The 19332-nt window shown below is 27.5% G+C and carries 13 protein-coding genes; 10 read left to right on the top strand and 3 right to left on the bottom strand.

What is annotated here, in order from left to right; all coding sequences use genetic code 11:
* Position 1 precedes the first annotated feature (1 nt).
* The 6 genes from OW763_RS01065 to OW763_RS01040 all read left to right on the top strand — a co-directional run bounded on the left by OW763_RS01065 (position 2) and on the right by OW763_RS01040 (position 7725).
* The gene (locus OW763_RS01065) at positions 2–1183 is read left to right on the top strand and encodes an ABC transporter permease (RefSeq protein ID WP_268039212.1); all 1182 of its coding nucleotides are present in this window, start codon (positions 2–4) and stop codon (positions 1181–1183) included.
* Between the two features lie 2 nt (positions 1184–1185).
* Positions 1186–2379 (top strand): ABC transporter permease, encoded by a 1194-nt coding sequence (locus OW763_RS01060; RefSeq protein WP_268039211.1) that lies wholly within the window; start codon positions 1186–1188, stop codon positions 2377–2379.
* Positions 2380–2406: 27 nt separating this feature from the next.
* Positions 2407–3912 (top strand): TolC family protein, encoded by a 1506-nt coding sequence (locus OW763_RS01055; RefSeq protein WP_268039210.1) that lies wholly within the window; start codon positions 2407–2409, stop codon positions 3910–3912.
* 18 nt (positions 3913–3930) lie between these two features.
* A complete protein-coding gene (locus OW763_RS01050; protein WP_268039209.1) occupies positions 3931–5085 on the top strand; it encodes a TolC family protein in 1155 nt (384 codons plus the stop codon).
* A 132-nt stretch (positions 5086–5217) separates the two neighbouring features.
* Positions 5218–6171, top strand: coding sequence for a VgrG-related protein (locus OW763_RS01045; protein WP_268039208.1), 954 nt, complete (start codon positions 5218–5220; stop codon positions 6169–6171).
* A 336-nt stretch (positions 6172–6507) separates the two neighbouring features.
* On the top strand, positions 6508–7725 hold the full coding sequence (locus OW763_RS01040) for a DUF5050 domain-containing protein (protein ID WP_268039207.1): 1218 nt from the start codon (positions 6508–6510) through the stop codon (positions 7723–7725).
* Positions 7726–8692: 967 nt separating this feature from the next.
* Here OW763_RS01040 and OW763_RS01035 read toward each other — a convergent pair.
* Positions 8693–9154, bottom strand: coding sequence for a ribonuclease H-like YkuK family protein (locus OW763_RS01035; protein WP_268039206.1), 462 nt, complete (start codon positions 9152–9154; stop codon positions 8693–8695).
* 302 nt (positions 9155–9456) lie between these two features.
* Between OW763_RS01035 and OW763_RS01030 the strand changes: the two genes are divergently transcribed.
* Positions 9457–10197 (top strand): hypothetical protein, encoded by a 741-nt coding sequence (locus OW763_RS01030; protein WP_268039205.1) that lies wholly within the window; start codon positions 9457–9459, stop codon positions 10195–10197.
* Between the two features lie 93 nt (positions 10198–10290).
* On the opposite strand, the gene OW763_RS01025 is transcribed toward OW763_RS01030, so the two are convergent.
* On the bottom strand, positions 10291–11586 hold the full coding sequence (locus OW763_RS01025) for a DUF5050 domain-containing protein (protein ID WP_268039801.1): 1296 nt from the start codon (positions 11584–11586) through the stop codon (positions 10291–10293).
* 307 nt (positions 11587–11893) lie between these two features.
* Between OW763_RS01025 and OW763_RS01020 the strand changes: the two genes are divergently transcribed.
* From OW763_RS01020 to OW763_RS01010, 3 genes are all read left to right on the top strand, one after another.
* Positions 11894–13195 carry a hemolysin family protein gene (locus OW763_RS01020; protein ID WP_268039204.1) on the top strand — a complete coding sequence of 434 codons (1302 nt, stop codon included), beginning with the start codon at positions 11894–11896 and terminating at the stop codon, positions 13193–13195.
* A gap of 134 nt (positions 13196–13329) precedes the next feature.
* Positions 13330–16461, top strand: a complete 3132-nt coding sequence (locus tag OW763_RS01015; protein WP_268039203.1) for an insulinase family protein — start codon at positions 13330–13332, stop codon at positions 16459–16461.
* Positions 16439–17026, top strand: a complete 588-nt coding sequence (locus OW763_RS01010) for a metallophosphoesterase family protein (RefSeq protein ID WP_268039202.1) — start codon at positions 16439–16441, stop codon at positions 17024–17026. The genes OW763_RS01015 and OW763_RS01010 overlap by 23 nt, the downstream gene beginning before the upstream one ends.
* 26 nt (positions 17027–17052) lie before the next feature.
* Here the strand turns inward: OW763_RS01010 and OW763_RS01005 are convergent, their stop codons facing one another.
* On the bottom strand, positions 17053–19023 hold the full coding sequence (locus tag OW763_RS01005; protein WP_268039201.1) for a BMP family ABC transporter substrate-binding protein: 1971 nt from the start codon (positions 19021–19023) through the stop codon (positions 17053–17055).
* Positions 19024–19332: the final 309 nt, after the last annotated feature.

Genomic DNA, 19332 nt, shown 5'->3' with positions numbered 1-19332 from the left:
TATGAAAGAAAAAATAAAGGCTTGGATAACTCCAAGAGATTGGATAGCTGTTTTAAAGAAGACTTTAATGATATTTCTAATGCTGTTTGTTATTCCTATTTCTTCAAGTTTTTTATTTGGTTATAATATGCAAGCTAAGCAAATTTTAAATATACCTACTATTGTAGTAGATAGAGATGAATCTTCATTTAGCAGAATGATTACAGAAGAAATAAGAAGTAATGAAATTTTTGATATAGTTAGTTGTTCACGAAAGGATAGCGATATACAAGAGTTTATAGAACAGGGAAAGGCTATGGTAGGTGTGATTATTCCTTCTTCATTTTCCAAGGATTTAGTAGAGGGAAAAGGACCAAAAATACTTGTGTTTTATGATGGATCTCAAATGTCTGTTACTAGTGCGGCTAAAGCTAGAATGACAGAAATATTATTAACTATTAAAACTGGGTATTTACAAAAAGTTATGGAAGGTAAGCTAAATATACTTCCAAATGAATCAATTAAAAAGGTAATGCCTATGTATTTCACATATAGACTTCTTAATAATCCTACTAGAAATTATGTGAATTTCCTTATACCAGGTATGTTGATAACAATTCTTCAGGTAGGGTTAGTTATGATAGGAGCAGATTGTGTACGTGAAAAGGAAAAATACTTTATATTATATATGCTTAAAGCATTGTTCTGGGGTGTTTTAGGAGCAGTATCAATTATAACTACTATATGGGTTCAATTTCATTATTTTGGAGTTCCTTATAGGGGTTCTGTAGAAGCTGGATTGAAGCTGACATTAATTTATTCTATTGGTATGGTTAGTTTGGGAATGTTAGTTAGATTAATTATACCAAGTAAATTATTCGCTACTCAAATGGCTGCAATATCAGTACTTCCTTCTAGTATTTTGGGAGGTTTTACATTTCCATTAATGGCTATGCCAAAATTGTTTGAACAAATAGGAGAGTTTCTTCCATATGTTCATTATGCTGAACCATTGAGGGATTTAAGTATGAAAGCTATTGATATTAGTTATGTTGCAAAAGATATGAACTGGCTAGCGCGATTTGTTATCTATATATGGATGATTTCATTTGTGGTATTTTTTATGAAAAAAATTATAAAAATTGCATGGAAAAAGTTGAGGGATAAAAGACAACATAAAGATAATATAGAGGTGGTGGCATAGATATGAGTAAAAAAGAAATTCTTAAAATGACCGTAGTTTGGTTAAAAAATTTAATCATATTACTTGCTGTGCCTATATTTTTCACATTTGTTTTTGGAACTGTGTATAGTAAGACTTTTGTAGAACAAATACCTACGGTTATTGTTGATCAGGATAATTCCAGTATATCAAGGAGTATTATAAAGCAATTTGATGAAAGTGAAGGCTTTAAAATTGTAAAATATGTGGATTCAGAAAATGAGCTTAAGGAATTGATAAAGAGAAAAAAGGCATATGCTGGACTTGTAATACCAAAAGATTTTCAGAAGAATATGAAGGAAATGAATGCTCCTAAGACATTGTTTATAGTGGATCAGACTAATCTTGTTATTGGAAATAATGCTTTTGCTTATGGAAGTGAAATATTAAATACACTTAATGCAGGAGTTCAGATGAAGGTATTAGAAGCAAAAGGAATGAATCTATATAGTGCTAAAAAAACAATTACTTCTATGTCTTTTGTTCAGCGTGTAATATATGATCCTCAAATTAGTTATATGAAATATTTAATGTTTGGGATTATAGGGGTAATGATACAGCAAACATTTCTAGAAGTTCTTGCACCAATGTTAATAGAAGATAAGAAAAAATTAATGAATATAAAATTTAAATCAAAGGATGGTTTGAAGCACTTAGGAAAAGTTATTGGAAGGATTTTATTTGTATCAGTTTGTACTATTATACAATTTGCTATTTGTTTTTATATAGTTGGCAAGTATTTTAATCTACCGATTAGAGGAATAGTATTATATGATTGTATATTATTGTTAATATTTATTTTGAATTTAATTGCAGTTTGTTTTGTTTTTGCTGCAATATTTAAAGAAGTACTTCCATGTGTACAGATTTGCTTATTTTTATCTGTACCAGCAATTCTTACTTGTGGATATGTGTGGCCAGATTTTATGATGCCAAAGGGTTTATACAATATAGTTAATATGATTTGGCCTTTAGGAAGTTTTATTAATCCACTGAGAAATATAAATATGAAAGGTGCTAATTTTGAGGCAATACTTCCATATGTTAATATGGGATTGCGTTATACTGCAGTATGGCTTCCATTAGGAGTTGGGTTATATATACTTAGAATTGCCTTAGATAAATTTCTACAAAATAAAAAGTTAAATAAAGCTAAAGCAGCGGAAGTGAGTGCATAGTTAAAATATTTTAAAGGATGGGGAGCTATGAGAAATAAAAAAATTATATTAAAAACATTATCGTTGTGCTTTGCATCCATCTTTTTAGGAGGAATGGTACTTTCAGCAAGTGCTGCTCCTTCAACGGGTGTATTAAGGCTGTCAAAAGAAGAGGCTGTAACATTTTCACGAAACAGCAATACTGATTTGAAAAGATTAAAAACTGGATTAAACACTTTAAATAGAAAATTTAAAAAATATAAGGATTTGAGTAGAGAAGCTGCTCAAGCTAAAGATGATTTTGAAGACTATAAAGAAGCATATAAAAAAATCAATAGTGATGAGTTTAAAGCACAAAAGAAACAATTAAGTGATACTGTAAAAGGATATAGTGAAATTGAAGATGGTATTAAAAAATTAAAAGAAAAATTAAAATCTATTCCTGATAATGAAGAAAATGCTAAAACTATAGAAAAAATAAAAACTAAAATTGCTGAAGCAGAAGCTATGAAAGCTGGTCTAGATGCAAAACTTGCGCTATTAGGTGTAAATATAGATTATATGAGAAAAAAATATGAAGAACTTAAATCTAAGGAAGAAGAATTTGAAGCTGCTAAAGCAAAGGTAATAAGTGTTGGATTGGCAGATAATGATGGAAAGCCAAAGTATTTATCAAGCAAAGAGGAGTATGAGAAATTTATTATGCCGAAGGAAATACCTTGGTATGCTGTTCAGTGCATGATTGAAAAAACAATTAAGAAGCAGGAAGCTGCTAATGAAATGGTAGATGTTAAGGTAAAGGAAGCATATGATAAGCTTCTTTATGCTCAAGAAGGATATAATTTAAAGAGTCAGTTGTATAAAAGAGCTCTAGATAAATATGAAGATTTAGTTACAAGCTGTAAAAATGGTACGTCTTCTGAGGTTGAAAGAAAGATAACTAAAATTGAAATTGATAAAATAAAATTGGATGTAGATAATTTAGGAAGAGATATAGAAAATGGTAAGGTTCAGTTTAAAAGTGCTATTGGAGTAAGTCAAAGACGAAAAGTAGAACTTGCGGATGCATTAAACAAGAGTATTAAAGAGCCTAAAATATATAAAGTCTATTTACAAAGTGCTTTAAAAGATAGGTTTGAAATTTTTGAGGCTGATATAAATTTAAGAGAAGCAAAAAGAACTAAGGAAAAGTTAGAGGATTATTTTGATGATGATGAATATGAGTGGATGAATGCTGAAAAAACAATAGATGAATCAGAAGTGGCATTATCTGAAGCTAAAAAAAATATAGAACAAAATATACAAAACGCTTATTTAGATGTTATTCATAAGAGAAAAGAAATAGAATTGGCTACTCAAAATGTGAAAAAATCAAATCAGCAGTTAGATTCAGCTAATAAAGCATATGAAACTGGAATGGGTACAATATCGTTGACGTTAGATGCGGAACTTGGATTGAATAAATCCCAAATGGATTATAATACTGCTGTGAGAAATTACAAATTAGCACTATATAAACTTGAAAAAGCTAGTAAAATAGGACCTAATTATTAGAAGAAAGGAGTAGTTACTATGAATAAGAAAATGAAAACAGCAACTTTAGCAATGGCATTAATTGGAGTTTTAGGGATAGGTTCTAGTTCAGCATGGGGATCAGTTTCTAAAAATTCACAAGTTGATTTAAATGATATAATTAGATTTACTACTGGAAACAATTCAGAATTAAATCTTTTTGAAAAAAAGATAAAGGTAAAAGATAGATGGTACCATGAGGCTTTAGATGATGATAATGATGATGAGTATGTTGATAAGGATAAAAAAGCTTATGATGAAGAAATGAGACGTTATGTTTATCCATTTAAGAGAGATTGGGAAATTAATGAACTTGAATGGGAACGTGCTCAAAAACAAGATGAAGTGGTGCTTAAAGCTACTGAAGCCTATTATAATATAATGCTTCAAAATGAAATGATAGAGATTCAAGAGAAAAAAATAGAAAGATTAACTCAAGTTTTAGAGAATAAAAAACAACAAATTAAATATGGAACACAAGCACAGGTTTCCTTAATTGAGGATGAAACAAAGTTAACAGATGCTAAGATAAAGCTTCAACAGTTTAAAAATGATGAAGAGGAAATTAGAATAAAATTGAACATGACAACAGGAAAGCAAGTAAATGAAGTTTTAAATCTTAAAAAAGCAGATATTCCTTATGAGGTTTTTAAAGTTGATAAATTAGATGATATTATTGAAAATATGTTGATAAAGTATCATACTATAAAATCAATGAATGAAAAACAAAAGATAGATATAAAGCAAAAAGATGTCGTAAAAGATTATGTAGATAACCATAAATCAGAGATAGAAAATGCTTTAAAACCATCACAGGATTATAAAAATAAAGAAGAAGATTTAGAGGATGAGATTATCGAATTAGGATATAAAATGGAAGATGAAAAGAGAAACATAGAAGCTAAAATAAGAATGGATTATAATGGAATATTAAATTTAGAAAATGATATTGAAGCTAGAAAATTAGATTGTGATAAAGCAAATACATTATTAGAAACTGAAAAAGCCAAGTTAAAAGTAGGATTAAGTACACAAGTGCAATGTGATGCAGCTGAAGAAAATAAATTAATGGCTGTATGTGAATATAATAAGGCAAAGCTTAATTACTACATAGCAGAGGAAAATTTCAAAAATTATACAAAGGTAGTTCGTTAGAACTATTGTTAAAGGTACTTCGATAATATCGGAGTACCTTTTTAGCAGTAGTTAATTTATTCCTATAAATTAATATTTTTATTACACGATAACAATACTAGTGAAATTTTTATATGAAGTGAGGAAAAATTTATGGGATTATCTACAAATGCTATTAAGAATATATACTTGAAAAATTATATGTCACAAATGAAAAATAATATTGATAATAATATAAATGTAGAAAATGATACAAAAAACTTAAATAAACAAATGCAGAATTTGGCTTTTGAAACAATGTTAAACCAAATGATGGAAAGCACAAATGGTTCAATGATGGCAGAGTTTTTATCAACTGCTTTAACAGAGGACAATTCTATTGGTGCAGATACATCTCTTGCAACTTTAAGGAATTTTAATTCAGCTATGAGAAGAACTAGTTATTCTCAGGAATCTTTAAATATTTACAGTAATGGAGTAAATAACAAATTAAGTAGATTAGGATTAAAAGCGTCTAAGTATGAATCAAATTTGAATCCTGGATTAATAAGCAATAATCCAGGTGATTATGGTGGAAAGTCCTATGGTGCATGGCAATTTTCATCAAAAACAGGTTCGTTAAATTCTTTTGTAAGTTGGCTTAAAGGAAATTATAGTGAGTTTTATTCGAAACTTTCAGAGGCAAAGAATAGAGATGGCAGTAATTTTGGAAAAAACTTTGATTCTGCATGGAGAAATATAGCTTTGGCTAATAGGGATAAATTTATAAAGGTTCAGCAAGATTATGTAAAAAAATATTATTATGATAAAGCTGCACTAGATTTAAAATCCAAATTTGGATTTGATGTAAATAAAAGAAGTAATGCTTTGAAAGAAAGCTTGTGGTCAACTGTAGTTCAGCACGGGGTAGGAGGAACATTATCTATATTTTCAAAGTTAAATTTAAATAATAATGATCGTAATATTATAAATGATTTATACAATGAACGTAAGAAGGTTAATATTTACTTTAGAAGTAGTTCTGAACAAGTAAAAAGAAGTGTATACAATAGATTTACTAAAGAAAAGCAAGATATGTTTAATATGTTAGAGAAAAATTTTGCTTAAGTAGTAATATGTAAAACTATCAAGGTGTAATAATACATTTTGATAGTTTTTGTTTTTATGAATAAAAATACGTAAATTACAAATTTAGGAATTAAAATTCTTAGTAATTTTTTATTCTAATTATGTTGTTTTTGCAACTATTCTGTAAATAATTTTAACTATTTTGTTACTTATAAAAAAATATTAATAGTATAATCAGGAATATAAGTTGTTCGTGGAGAAAATAGAATAATTAAAAAGTTTAAATGAAAAATATAAATTTTTTTATAGATAAGTTTATATTTTTTATACTAGTTCTTTACGTACTAAAACATATTATACAAAGGAGAAAATTTAATGAAAAATAAAGGTATTAAAGTAAGCTTAATTATTGTATTGGTAATAACAATTTCTGTATCTGCAATTTATTCCTTACTAAATCAGCAACACAAAAATATTAACAGTAATAAACAAAGTTCCAATGGTACTGAAAATAAAATTGAAGATAATTTGAGTAGCTTATTAAAGAATACAGATAAACGCTCTGAAAACTTGGTGAAATATGATAAATACCAAATTGATAAAGATATTAAAGAATATGCCAATCCTAATAATATAGAATTATACAAAGTGTTATATGATTCTATTGACGAATTAAAAGATGAAGTAGATGTTTCAAATTTTACTATAGATGATAATGAATTAAAAAATTTAACAAAGGCTATTTGGTATCGTGTTAATTATGAACTTTTTTATATAAAAAACTTTCAGCTAAGTAATGATAAAAAGAAATTCAAAATAACTTACACATATGATAAATCAAAGATTAAAGAAATGAAAAAAAACTTTAATGAAAAAATAGATTATATTTTAAATGAAATTATCAAACCAGATTTTTCAGAATTAGAAAAAGAATTAGCTATATATAGATATATAACTAAAAATGTTTCGTATAACTATGATAATAATGGTGGTTCTATAGATGAGGTTAATGCATATAGTGCTATTGTTAAAGGAAAAGCCATATGCTTAGGTTATACAAATGCCATGAAATATTTATTAAATAAGGCTGGGATAGAATGTCATACTGTTGATTCAGATGAAATTGCGCATATATGGAATATGGTGAAAATAGAAGGTGTATATTATCAATTAGATGCAACATGGGAGGCTGATTCAAATAAAGGAACTCAATTAAGGTATTTTAATTTTACAGATGAAGATAGAAGACAAAATTCTCCTTATAAAGTTTGGTTTGGAGGTAACAGAAATTATAAAAGAATAACAATGCCAACATGCAATAATGATAAATTTAAATTTGTTAGAGATATGAATTATTACTGTGTAACTGATGGCTGGTTTTATTATGGTAATTTAAAAGACAATAATAAAATTTATAAAGTTAAAACTGATGGTACTAATAATCAAAAAATATGTGATGATTCTATTAAAAATATTGAAATAAAAGAAGAGTGGATTTATTATTCAAATTTATCGGATGAAGGACGTTTGTATAAAATAAAAAAAGACGGAATGGCTAGGCAAGTTGTAGATGATGAAGTAAGTATAAATTAAAATCTAGGTAATAATAGATATATTATATATTCAAAAACAGCCTGCCCCTTAGTAAAGGAGCAGGCTAATTATTAAAAGTACAAAAAATATTGAAAATTCAGAAAATAACCTTTTAATTTTTATTAAGCTATGATATAATATAAACAAGAAGAACAAAAACTCTTCTTGCAAACCCTAATTTATTGAACCAAGAATCAAGAATCAAGAATCAAGGGTTAAGAATCAAAGAATCAAAGAATCAAAGAATCAAAGAATCAAAGAATCAAAGAATCAAAGAATCAAAGAATCAAAGAATCAAAGAATCAAAGAATCAAGAGTCAAGAGTCAAAGAGTCAAAGAGTCAAAGAGTCAAAGAATCAAAGAATCAAGAGTCAAAGAATCAAGAGTCAAAGAATCAAGAGTCAAAGAATCAAGAGTCAAAGAATCAAGAGTCAAAGAATCAAGAGTCAAAGAATCAAGAATCAAGAGTCAAAGAGTCAAAGAGTCAAAGAGTCAAAGAGTCAAAGAGTCAAAGAGTCAAAGAGTCAAAGAGTCAAAGAGTCAAAGAGTCAAAGAGTCAAAGAATTAAGAATTAAGAATTAAGAATTAAGAATTAAAAGTTAAAAGTTAAAGAACCAAGAACCAAGAACCAAGAACCAAGAACCAAGAACCAAGAACCAAGAACCAAGAACCAAGAATTAGAGTCAAAGAATTAAAAAAGTTAAGAATTAAAGTGTAAAAATGTTTTAAAAATTAAAATTTTAGATTTACCGAAACATCAATTAAAGTTTATGTAATTGTAACAGAGGTAATTAGGAAGGAAAGTCTTGTGTATAAGGAAACAAAGAGTCAATTTAAAAATGAATTAGGGTTTGCTTAGCAGTCAGTTTATAGATTTTATATAAACTGGCTGCTATTATTTTTATACAAATAGAAAAATTATAAATAAATTTGATTTCCAGTTTAAGAAAAGTGCGACGCACTTTTCTTATTTTGAGTATCTATTTGCAATTGATGAAGCTGCATATGAATCAGGTTTAGTATTACAGTTAAAACCACAGCCTTTAACCCAACCTACTATTTCAGGTATTACTGATGAAGAAGCTCCATTGTTACCAGCATCAACATGAATACTTATGTCATATTTTTTATTATCTTTATTAAAATATGAAGAGAGCTTTGTAGCCATTTCTATACTTAAACTGGTTTCATAAAACAGTTTTTGTCGTATGTTTATAATTTTATTTACTTTTTTTATATCGTAAAAAAATATTCCACCTTTTCCGACTATCCAAATTGCTACTACAATTACAACCTTAGTTATATCATAATTTTGAGAATCCGTACCCACAGTTATTTTGTATTCTTGTGTCTTGTTTTTTGAAATATAGTTTTTAATTAATTTACACATTCCGCTAAAAGAGACTTCACCATATGTGATACTTTTCATAACATTTTCCCTCCCATTTTAATTTTGTGAGATGGTTAAATAAGATAAAGTATGCATTTGATTTTGCTTTATTATATTTAGTATATCCTATTATTGTTATGAAAATTTTAAAAAAATTATGTTTTAGATTAATCTTACATTAAACTATTTAGAAAAATTATATAATTACCAAATTATATAGCTATATGCAAGTTCCATTTTCTGAATTATAAACTTGCAATTATCCTGATTCGTTATATAATAGACGATAAGTAATTATTAGGTTATTATATAGTATATATTAACAATTTAGGAGGAGACGAATGAGAAGAATCAATTGGAAAACAAAATTGATAGCATTATTTATTTCATTATCTTGTATAATTTATTTTGGTCATTATTTAATATTTAATGATTATAAGTATATTTTTAGGATATTAATTGCGCAACTGGGTTTTTTACCAATTTCAACTTTACTAGTAACTTTTGTGCTTAATAAATTATTAAGCAACAGACAGAAGAAGGAGAGGTTGAACAAGCTTAATATGGTTATAGGTACTTTTTTTAGTGAAGTAGGTACTGAACTGCTTAAAAAAGTTACTAAATTTCAAGTAGATATAGATAAAAAGGAACAAGATTTTAGAATATCAGATAAATGGACAAAAAAAGATTTTAAAAACTTAAAGAGTAATATAAGTAATAAGAATTTTGAATTAAAATTTGAAAGTAAAGATGTTAAAGTTTTAAAAGAATTTTTAATGAATAAAAGAAGCTTTATGCTTACTTTACTTCAAAATCCAAATTTATTGGAGCATCAATCTTTTACAGACCTTTTATGGGCAATTTTTCACTTAACTGAAGAATTAGCTAATAGACAAGAGGTTGATTCTTTATCTAAAGATGATTTGGAACATATCGGTGGAGATGTATCAAGAGTATATAAAATATTGATATTAGAATGGATTAATTATGTTGAGCATTTACAAAATGATTACCCATATCTTTTTTCTTTAGCAGTTAGAACTAATCCATTTGATAAAAATGCAAAAGCTGAGATAAAGTAAATATTAGTTTCAAATAATGAAAAAGCCTTATAGTAGTTAATTTGTAACTACTATAAGGCTTTTCATATTTAAATTAATAGTTATGATAAAATATTAATTTTTTGAGATTAATACGATTCTTTTAACTGTCTTATCAGTTAGTTTTTTGCTTGTCTTACCATCGTCTTTTATATGATATAATCTACAATTATCACCAGCATTGATATAGAAAAATCCAGACACATCGTCTTTATACATGCATAGATCCCATTCAATACCAACCATTTTTTTCAGTGATAGATCTGATTGTAACATATATGCTCCGCTTTGTGCGAAAAGCATAGTTGCTCTTACTTTACCATCAGTCATAAGATTACGTACATAACCTGCATAATTTATGGAAAGTTGTTTTGTATCTACAACTTTATTGTTGTTTAGTGTACTAACAAAAGCGTTACCGTATGCATCTATAAAAGCAAATTTGTTAGGAGCAATATTGGCAATTTCATAGATACCTGTATCATGTATTTGAATTATATTGCCTTTCATATCAATAATACAGCCTTTACTAGTTGTATAGTCATATCTACCCTCTGAACCAAGTGATATATCCTTGTTAAATAGATAATATCCATTAGTCCATGAACCAGAATATATAGAGTTTGTGTCAAGTGGAGTTTTTAGATTAATTGCTTTTGCAGCTCCACCTTTTTTAGGTATTGAATAAAGTACCATACAATTTAGTGAATACTGAGTTTCTTCAGGTTTAGTGTTTACTATTATATAAATTGATGTGTTATCGGTACGTACAAACCATGGAGAAGGAATAGCGCCTGCTGCAAGCCATTGGACTTGTCCACTTCCATTAGTTGCTTTTGAAGCTAACCAAGTTGTACGTCCACTTTTACGGCCATTATAATATATTCGTCCATTAATAACAGTAAATCCAGGATGGGTTATATCAGCCATATCTGTTACTAGCTTGGCTTCAGAAGCCTTTTTAGCATTTACAGAAGCACGATAAATAGCACCTTTAGTGTTCATGTAATAAATAAAATCACCATCGACTGTGTAGTATACTACATCAGATTCAAAACGTGATGGTAGAAGTGCTGAACCATCTACAGGAGTACGCAGTAATGTTGTGGAATTTTCGCTATACATATAGTATAAGTATTTTCCAGCTGGTGTAAGTCTGGATCCTTCAAAAGAGTTAACTAGCCTTTGTTCTTTTGTACCGTCGCTCATTACACGGTATAAAGATCCATTTGATACATAATAAACAAACGCATTATCAGTAGTAGTTGCAGCTTTAGCAATAACTGCAGGAGATAATGCGGCTTGTGCTACACTGACCCCAGTAAAAACAAGCAAACATGACAGCAATGTACAGAATGTATGCTTTAACATAGAAGTAATCTTTTTCATAATATCATCCTTTCTAATTTCCTCATTATTGATTATCGGAAAATATATCCTTAACTTTAACATAAATTCAAAATTAGAAATAAATGATAAATTTCATTAGTTAATTAGATAAAAAGAGATAGATTGATTATTAAAAATTAGGATTTCCTTTAAAATGTATTTTCAACTTAAGATACCCTAGAGCTAGATTATACTGGCTTTGAGATATCTTTTAGTATGTCTGAATACATTTTATATCAAGAGATATAATACCCATATGGGATAAAAATACGAGGGAGGAATTTATTTAATGGTTGTGGAGAAAAACATATTGTTTAAGATACTTTTAATTTTAGTTTTAATTCTATTGAATGCATTTTTTGCAGCATCAGAGATGGCTATTATATCCTTAAATAAATCAAAAGTTTCATTTCTTGCTAAAGAAGGAGATGAAAAAGCAAAACTTTTATTGAAATTAACTAAGGAGCCAAGTAAATTTTTAGCAACAATTCAGGTTGGAATTACATTAGGCGGTTTTTTTGCAAGTGCCTCTGCAGCAACTAATCTCTCACAACCATTAGCAGGTGTTTTAGCGTCGATGAATATTCCGGGTAGTAATCAAATTGCACTTATAACAGTTACAATAATTTTAGCCTATATTACCTTAGTACTTGGTGAGTTATATCCTAAAAGGATGGCATTACAAAATGCACAAAAAATTGCTATGTTTGCAGTAAAGCCAATTTTAATAATTTCAAAAGTTACTACTCCATTTGTAAAAATTTTAACTTTTTCAACCAATTTACTTGTGAAAATTTCAGGTGTTAGTACTAATGATATTAATGAGAAGGTTTCTAGAGAAGAAATTCGTATGATGATAAGTACTGGAGAAGAACATGGAGTAATCAATGATATAGAAAAATACATGATAGATGGAATATTTGAATTTGATAATACATTAGCGAAAGAGATTATGACTCCAAGATTTAATGTATTCATGTTGGATATAAATCTATCTGCTGATAAATTATTAGCTAGAATTTTGGAAGAAAAATATTCAAGAATTCCAGTATATGAGGGGAATATTGATAACATAATCGGTATTATATACATGAAAGATTTATTTATTGAATCTAATAAAGGTGAAATTAATCATGATACTATTAAAAATCTATTAAAACCTGCATACTTTGTACCAGAGACAAAGAATATAGATGAATTATTTAAAGAATTACAAAACAACAAAAATCATATAGCTTTATTGATTGATGAATATGGAACTTTTACTGGAATTGTTACTATAGAAGATTTAGTAGAAGAGGTAATGGGAAATATATTTGATGAGCATGAAGAAAAAAATGAACTTATTAGTAAGTTGGATGATAAAAGTTATATAGTTGATGGATTTACCCCTATAGATGAAATAAACAAAACATTACACACGAACATACCTTCTTATGGATTTGATACTATAGGAGGGTTTATTATAGATTTTCTTGGCTATATTCCTAAAGCAAGAGATGATGAATCTATCGAATATGATAATTTAATTTTAAAGATAGACAAAGTAAAACAAAAGAGAATTGATAAGGTTAAAATTTTAATTAAATAAAGCAAATAGTGTTAACAAGATACGCTTATAGTATTAATAGATGAACCAACAAGTTAGTTAGATTACAAAGTTATATGTTATTTTAATACGTAATAAAATTAGAATTTAAATATAAAAAAAGAGGAGATTTAGCAATGAATAAGAAATTAAAATCCATATTAGTTTTAACTTTAGCTGCAGTTATGACTTCTCAAACACTAGTATTTGAGAAAGTTAATAAAGTTAAAGCTTTAGAGTTAAATCCTAAAGTTGCATATGTAGCAACAAAACAGGATGCTTTAGGTGGATTTAAATTAGTATCTAAAAAATGGATTAAGGATTTGAAATGTAATGCATATCAGTATGAGCATATAAAAAGTGGAGCACATCTTATGTTTTTAGATAATAATAATGATGATAAAATGTTTTCTGTAACATTTCGTACTCCAGCTAAGGATAATACAGGAATAAATCATATTATAGAACATTCAGTACTTCAGGGGTCTAAAAACTATCCTGTTAAGGATCCGTTTATAGAAATGAGCAAACAATCATTGAATACTTTTTTAAATGCTATGACAGCAAGTGACAGTACTATGTATCCAGTATCAAGTAAGAATAATAAAGATTTTTATAATTTAATGAGTATATATTTAGATGCTGTTTTTTATCCTAATATGGTTAAAGATAAAAGGATCTTTCAAGAAGAAGGATGGAGATATGAACTTAATTCTCCAGATGAAGAATTAAAGTATAATGGTATAGTTTACAATGAAATGAAGGGAAACTATTCATCACCTGAACGGATATTAAATAAAGCTATTGCGCAGTCGCTTTTTCCAGACACTTCATATAAATATGAATCTGGTGGATACCCAGATGATATTCCAAATTTAGATTATGAAGATTTTGTAAAAACGTATAATAAATACTATACTCCTTCAAATAGTTATTTTTATTTATCGGGTAATTTAGATATTAAGAAAACATTAAAATTTATAGAAGAAAAATATTTAAATAGTTTTGATAAAAAAGAAGTGGATACTAAAATACAGTTTCAAAAGCCATTTAATGAAAGAAAAACAAAGGTTGTTGAATATTCAGTAGCTAAAGGAACACCACTTAAAAATAAAACTTATTTAACTTCAAACTATGTAGTTGATAGAGTTACAAACAAAGATACGGTACTAGGATTTTCATTGCTTAGAAGTTTACTTACAGGAATGCCATCGTCGCCTATTTCAAAGGCATTGAAGAAAAATGGATTTGGTGAAAATATAAAAGCACAATTTGATATAGAGTATTTTCAACCAGTCTTTAGTATAACTGCAGAAAATATAAATAAAAATCAAAAAGAAAAGTTTCAAAAGGTAATTGATGAAGCACTTCAGGATATAGTGAAAAATGGTTTTGATGAAGATTTATTAAATGCTGTACTTAATGTTTATGAACTTTCTAACCGTACTGTAAAAGGTAATTTTGCACTTATGTATAATAATTTAATAATGAGAAGCTGGTTATACGATGGAGATCCAACTTTATATTTAAATATTAATTCAGATATAAGCAATATTAAAAATAAGATACAAAAAGGATATTTAGAAAATTTAATACAGAAGTATTTGTTGGATAATAAACACTGTTCATTAGTGATTTTAAAACCTATATCTGGGCTTGAAGAAAAGAAAGAATCAGAGTTAAAATTAAAATTAGCAAATATTAAAGATTCTCTTTCAAAAGAAGATATAACTAATCTCATAAAGCGCACTAAAGAGCTTAAAGCGTGGCAGGAAACTCCAAATACAAAGGAAACTTTAAATACACTTCCAAGTCTTACTCGTGAAGATATAAATAAAAAGGCTAAAGAATATACCACAATAGAAAAAAGTGAAAATGGTGTTAAAATTCTTTATCATCCTATATTTACTAATGGAGTAGATTATATAAGTATGTATTTTGATACTACTAAAGTACCACAAGAAAAACTAGGTTATATGTACTTGCTAGAACAAGTTTTAGAAAATATAGATACTCAAAATTACACTAAAGAAGATTTAACAGAGGAGATATTAACTAATTCAGGTGGAATTTCCTTTAATAATTGTTCTTTTGTAAAGCATAGAGATAATAACACATATTATCCTAAAATGATGGTGAATATACTATCATTAAGTGAAAAAGTACCTAAGAATTTTCAACTTTTACAGGAAATTATGTATAAGAGTAAATTAAATGATAAGGTAAGATTAAAAGAAATAATAAATAATATGAAAATGGAAAAAGAAATGGAATTGATGTCAATTGGGGCCAATATGGCAGCACAAAAAGTGCTATCTTATATGTCGCAAGCGGGTAAATATAACAATTATCAAAATGAAAGCTTTTATGGATTTTTATATAATCTAGATGAAAAATTTGATAGTAAAAGTGATGAAATAGTAAAGAATTTAGAAGAAGTTAGAAATCTAATATTCAACAAACAGGATATGATAGTAAGTTATACTGGAGAAAATCAAAATTATAAAAATTTTAGTGACAGATTTAAAAATTTTTCAGGTGATTTAAGAAATGAAAAGCTTTCAAGCTATAAATATATTTTTGATAGTTCCAAAATAAATGAAGGAATAATGACCTCTTCAAAGGTTCAATATGTAGTCAAAGGTGGAGATTTGAAAAAAGCAGGTTATGAAGCAAATGGAAAGCTTGCAGTGCTTTCTAATATATTGAAAAGTGGTTATTTATGGAGTAATATAAGAATAAAAGGTGGAGCTTATGGTACTAATATGGGGATAAATAACTCAATTGTAATGTTTTCATCATATAGAGATCCAAACTTAAAGAAAACTATAGATACTATTGATAATATTCCAGAATATCTTAAAAACTTTGATGCAGATGAAAAAGAGATGACTAACTATATAATAGGAACTATTGGAAAAATAGACAGTTCAGAAAATATGTTGAGTAATATTATGGGACCTGCTGCTAATGGTATGTTAGCTGATGAGCTTTATCTAAGTAAAACTAAACAAGCAGATATACAAAAAGAAAGAGAAGAAATTATATCAACTACAGCAGAAGATATAAGAAATTTTGCACCTGTTATAGAGGCTTTATTGAAGCAGGATTATCTATGTGTTGTAGGTGGAGAGACAAAAATAAAAGAAAATAAGGATAAGTTTGTTGTTATAAAAAAGCTTTTAAATTATAAGAAAGAAGAAAAGATGACTGTAGACATGGATAAAAAGGAGAATATACCTGTAGATGAAAATATTAGCTGTAAGTGACAAGGAATCAAGATATATATGGGATCACTTTGATGCAGAACGTTTTAAAGATATAGATTTGATTATTTCAAGTGGTGATTTGAAAGCTTCATATTTATCTTTTTTGGTAACAATGATTAAGGCACCTTTGTTTTATGTTCCAGGAAATCATGATGAAAATTATTTGAAAAGACCTCCAGAAGGATGTGTTAATATAGATAACAAATTAGTTACATATAAAAACATTCGGATTTTAGGTTTAGGTGGAAGCAAAAGTTATTGTGGTGGAGCTTTTCAATATACTGAAAGACAAATTAAAAACAAAGTATTTAAAACTAAGTTTAAAATTGTGAAAAATAGGGGGTTTGATATTTTGGTTACTCATTCTCCAGCTAGAGGACTTGGAGATGGAGAAGATTTTTGTCATAGGGGCTTTGAAGCTTTTAATATACTTCTTGATAAATATAAGCCTAAATATTATATTCATGGACATCAACATTTGAATTATGGCAACCAGAATAGGATTATCCAATACAACTCAAGTACTATTATTAATGCATATAATTATTATATTTTTGAATATTAAAAGGCTCTACGTAATTTCGCAGAGCTTTAATCTTTCAATATAAAGGATCTATTTTTAAAATCATCTTCTTCGTAATTATATATTTCAGGAATTTCTCCGTCTATGCCATCTACAAACCAGTTCATAGAAATAAGTTGCTGATAGTTAGCTATTTCACCATCCTTTATTCTCAAATTATCATTTTGATCATAAATTGGTCCTGTAAAAGGATGAAATTGCTTTTGAACTATCATCTTTTTGAAAGCTTCAATAAGCATTTGAGTTTTTTTAGGAACGTACCTGTTGGAGTAAACAATATCTACAATTTCTGAATCCATTCCAAGCCAATAATTAATTAATTGTGAATTAGAATTCCAAATATCAAATACAGTTTTATTTTCACCATTAAGTATAAGTTTCAAAAACTTTTCATAGAATGTTCCAAAATCTAGTAATAAATTTGCAAAATGTGAAAATAAAAAATTTTCATGTGTTTCTGCTCCAAGATTTATTGAACATAATCCATATTGAAATGCATGGGATTCTGGAGCGGGCAAATCGTGGTAAAATATAATATCAACATTTGCTTTACTTAATTTTTGGTTAATACATTTTAAATCTTTAGGTTCATTTTCTTTATATGTCCATAGTACTTTTATTTTTGCTCTAGGATTTACCATTTGTGCACCTAATGCAAATGCATTGATTTCAGTTATTATTTCTCTTAAAGGATATGAGGCTGAATATCCAATTACATTTGTTTTTGTAAGTACTCCTGCAAGAATACCAATCAGAAATTTAGGTTCATAAAGCTTTCCGTAGTACATCATTACATGTTGAAATGGATGTGAATCTGAGCAGTTTAAAAATTTTATATCTGGATAATTCAAAGCAGCTTTAAGGGTAGCTTTTTTAAATATAGGATCAGTTGTAAATATAATGTCGTGTCCTTCTTCAGCTAAGGATTTTATATGATTATATGCATCCATATTTTCAGGAACATTTTCAATATAAGTTGTACTTAGTCTGTCGCCTAATACTTTTTCAATATGAAGTCTTCCACGTTCATGGGCATAAGTCCATCCACAATTTTGAATTGATTTTTTATATACAAAAGCTGCTTTAAGTTTCTTTTTATTAGTTACAAGGGTGGCTAAGGAAGTAATTATGTTTTTCTTTGGTTTTTGTATCAAGTCAGAATGAATTTGTATAGGCTCATTATTTGTTTTAGCTTTTAATTCTATAATAAAGTTTTTAATTAAATTTAGGTTATCAGATAAATCAAATTTATTAGGGATACCATATATTTTTATATATTGTAAAAACGCATCACCAGTTGTTATATCAAGTTCTTTTCCACCAGCTTTAATATAAGTTTCTCTAAATGCATTAAAAACATAGCTTTGAAAATGAGTATATTTATCTTCATATATTTTAAGTTTTGGATTGTAGTTATTTAAGTATACTTGTAATTCATCAAAATTCTTTTCATCAGACATCCAAATCCAATTTAGCCCAGTTTTTTTATTAAATTCTATAAACTTGTAATAAGTACGAATTAATGGATTGTTCTCATCATATTTAGGAATCAGCCTAGTAACGTATGCAGAAATAGAATAAGCATCCATATATTTTAAAACACTTACTCTTTTATTGCCTTCCACAACATAAAACCAATTTAGATATTCATAAACTTTTATAGGATCACGTATTCCTTCTTTTTCATGGCTGTTATATAGATTTAACCATTTGTTTCCAAACTCTGTTTCTACGTTTAATAAAGGCATGAAATTTTTTGCGAATGTTTTTGCCCGTGAAAAAGTATAGGTTCCCTTAATTTTTTTTAATGGGATTTCAATAAGACCAATGTAAGATTCAGATATAATAGAAGAATTGTCAACAAATGCTTCTAAAGCAGGCAAATATCCATTTTGTCCAGTAGTTTTTTCTTTTGAATAGCTTAATTTTCCAAGTTTTAAAGCTTTTTTGTAAACTTGAATTAATTTTGAATTATCCATCCTTACACCTCTATTGTTAAGTTTTAAGTCTAAATATTTTTTATTTGTTTTTTAATTTAAGTATAACATTTTATAAAAAATCTTGACACAACTATAGTTAGTATTTTATACTAAATTTAATAATATATAATTTACTTTATTGTTGTAAAATGACATTAATTTATAATGATGGTAAGTAACACGTAATATTTTATTACTGAGCTGAATGATTATCAGCTTAAAATTATACTAGTTATGCAAACGTTTGCCTGATGCTTTCATCCAGCACGTTTTAAAATTGGACAAGTTATTATGTTATCTGCATCATTA

Origin of the sequence: Clostridium aestuarii, assembly GCF_026735135.1 — a bacterium.
Classification (GTDB): domain Bacteria; phylum Bacillota; class Clostridia; order Clostridiales; family Clostridiaceae; genus Clostridium_H; species Clostridium_H aestuarii.
This window is presented reverse-complemented; position numbering and strand designations above follow the sequence as displayed.

Coding starts and splice junctions, on each gene's coding strand:
- OW763_RS01065 (WP_268039212.1), top strand. CDS start 2: ATGAAAGAAAAAATAAAGGCTTGGATAACTCCAAGAGATTGGATAGCT.
- OW763_RS01060 (WP_268039211.1), top strand. CDS start 1,186: ATGAGTAAAAAAGAAATTCTTAAAATGACCGTAGTTTGGTTAAAAAAT.
- OW763_RS01055 (WP_268039210.1), top strand. CDS start 2,407: ATGAGAAATAAAAAAATTATATTAAAAACATTATCGTTGTGCTTTGCA.
- OW763_RS01050 (WP_268039209.1), top strand. CDS start 3,931: ATGAATAAGAAAATGAAAACAGCAACTTTAGCAATGGCATTAATTGGA.
- OW763_RS01045 (WP_268039208.1), top strand. CDS start 5,218: ATGGGATTATCTACAAATGCTATTAAGAATATATACTTGAAAAATTAT.
- OW763_RS01040 (WP_268039207.1), top strand. CDS start 6,508: ATGAAAAATAAAGGTATTAAAGTAAGCTTAATTATTGTATTGGTAATA.
- OW763_RS01035 (WP_268039206.1), bottom strand. CDS start 9,154: ATGAAAAGTATCACATATGGTGAAGTCTCTTTTAGCGGAATGTGTAAA.
- OW763_RS01030 (WP_268039205.1), top strand. CDS start 9,457: ATGAGAAGAATCAATTGGAAAACAAAATTGATAGCATTATTTATTTCA.
- OW763_RS01025 (WP_268039801.1), bottom strand. CDS start 11,586: ATGTTAAAGCATACATTCTGTACATTGCTGTCATGTTTGCTTGTTTTT.
- OW763_RS01020 (WP_268039204.1), top strand. CDS start 11,894: ATGGTTGTGGAGAAAAACATATTGTTTAAGATACTTTTAATTTTAGTT.
- OW763_RS01015 (WP_268039203.1), top strand. CDS start 13,330: ATGAATAAGAAATTAAAATCCATATTAGTTTTAACTTTAGCTGCAGTT.
- OW763_RS01010 (WP_268039202.1), top strand. CDS start 16,439: ATGAAAATATTAGCTGTAAGTGACAAGGAATCAAGATATATATGGGAT.
- OW763_RS01005 (WP_268039201.1), bottom strand. CDS start 19,023: ATGGATAATTCAAAATTAATTCAAGTTTACAAAAAAGCTTTAAAACTT.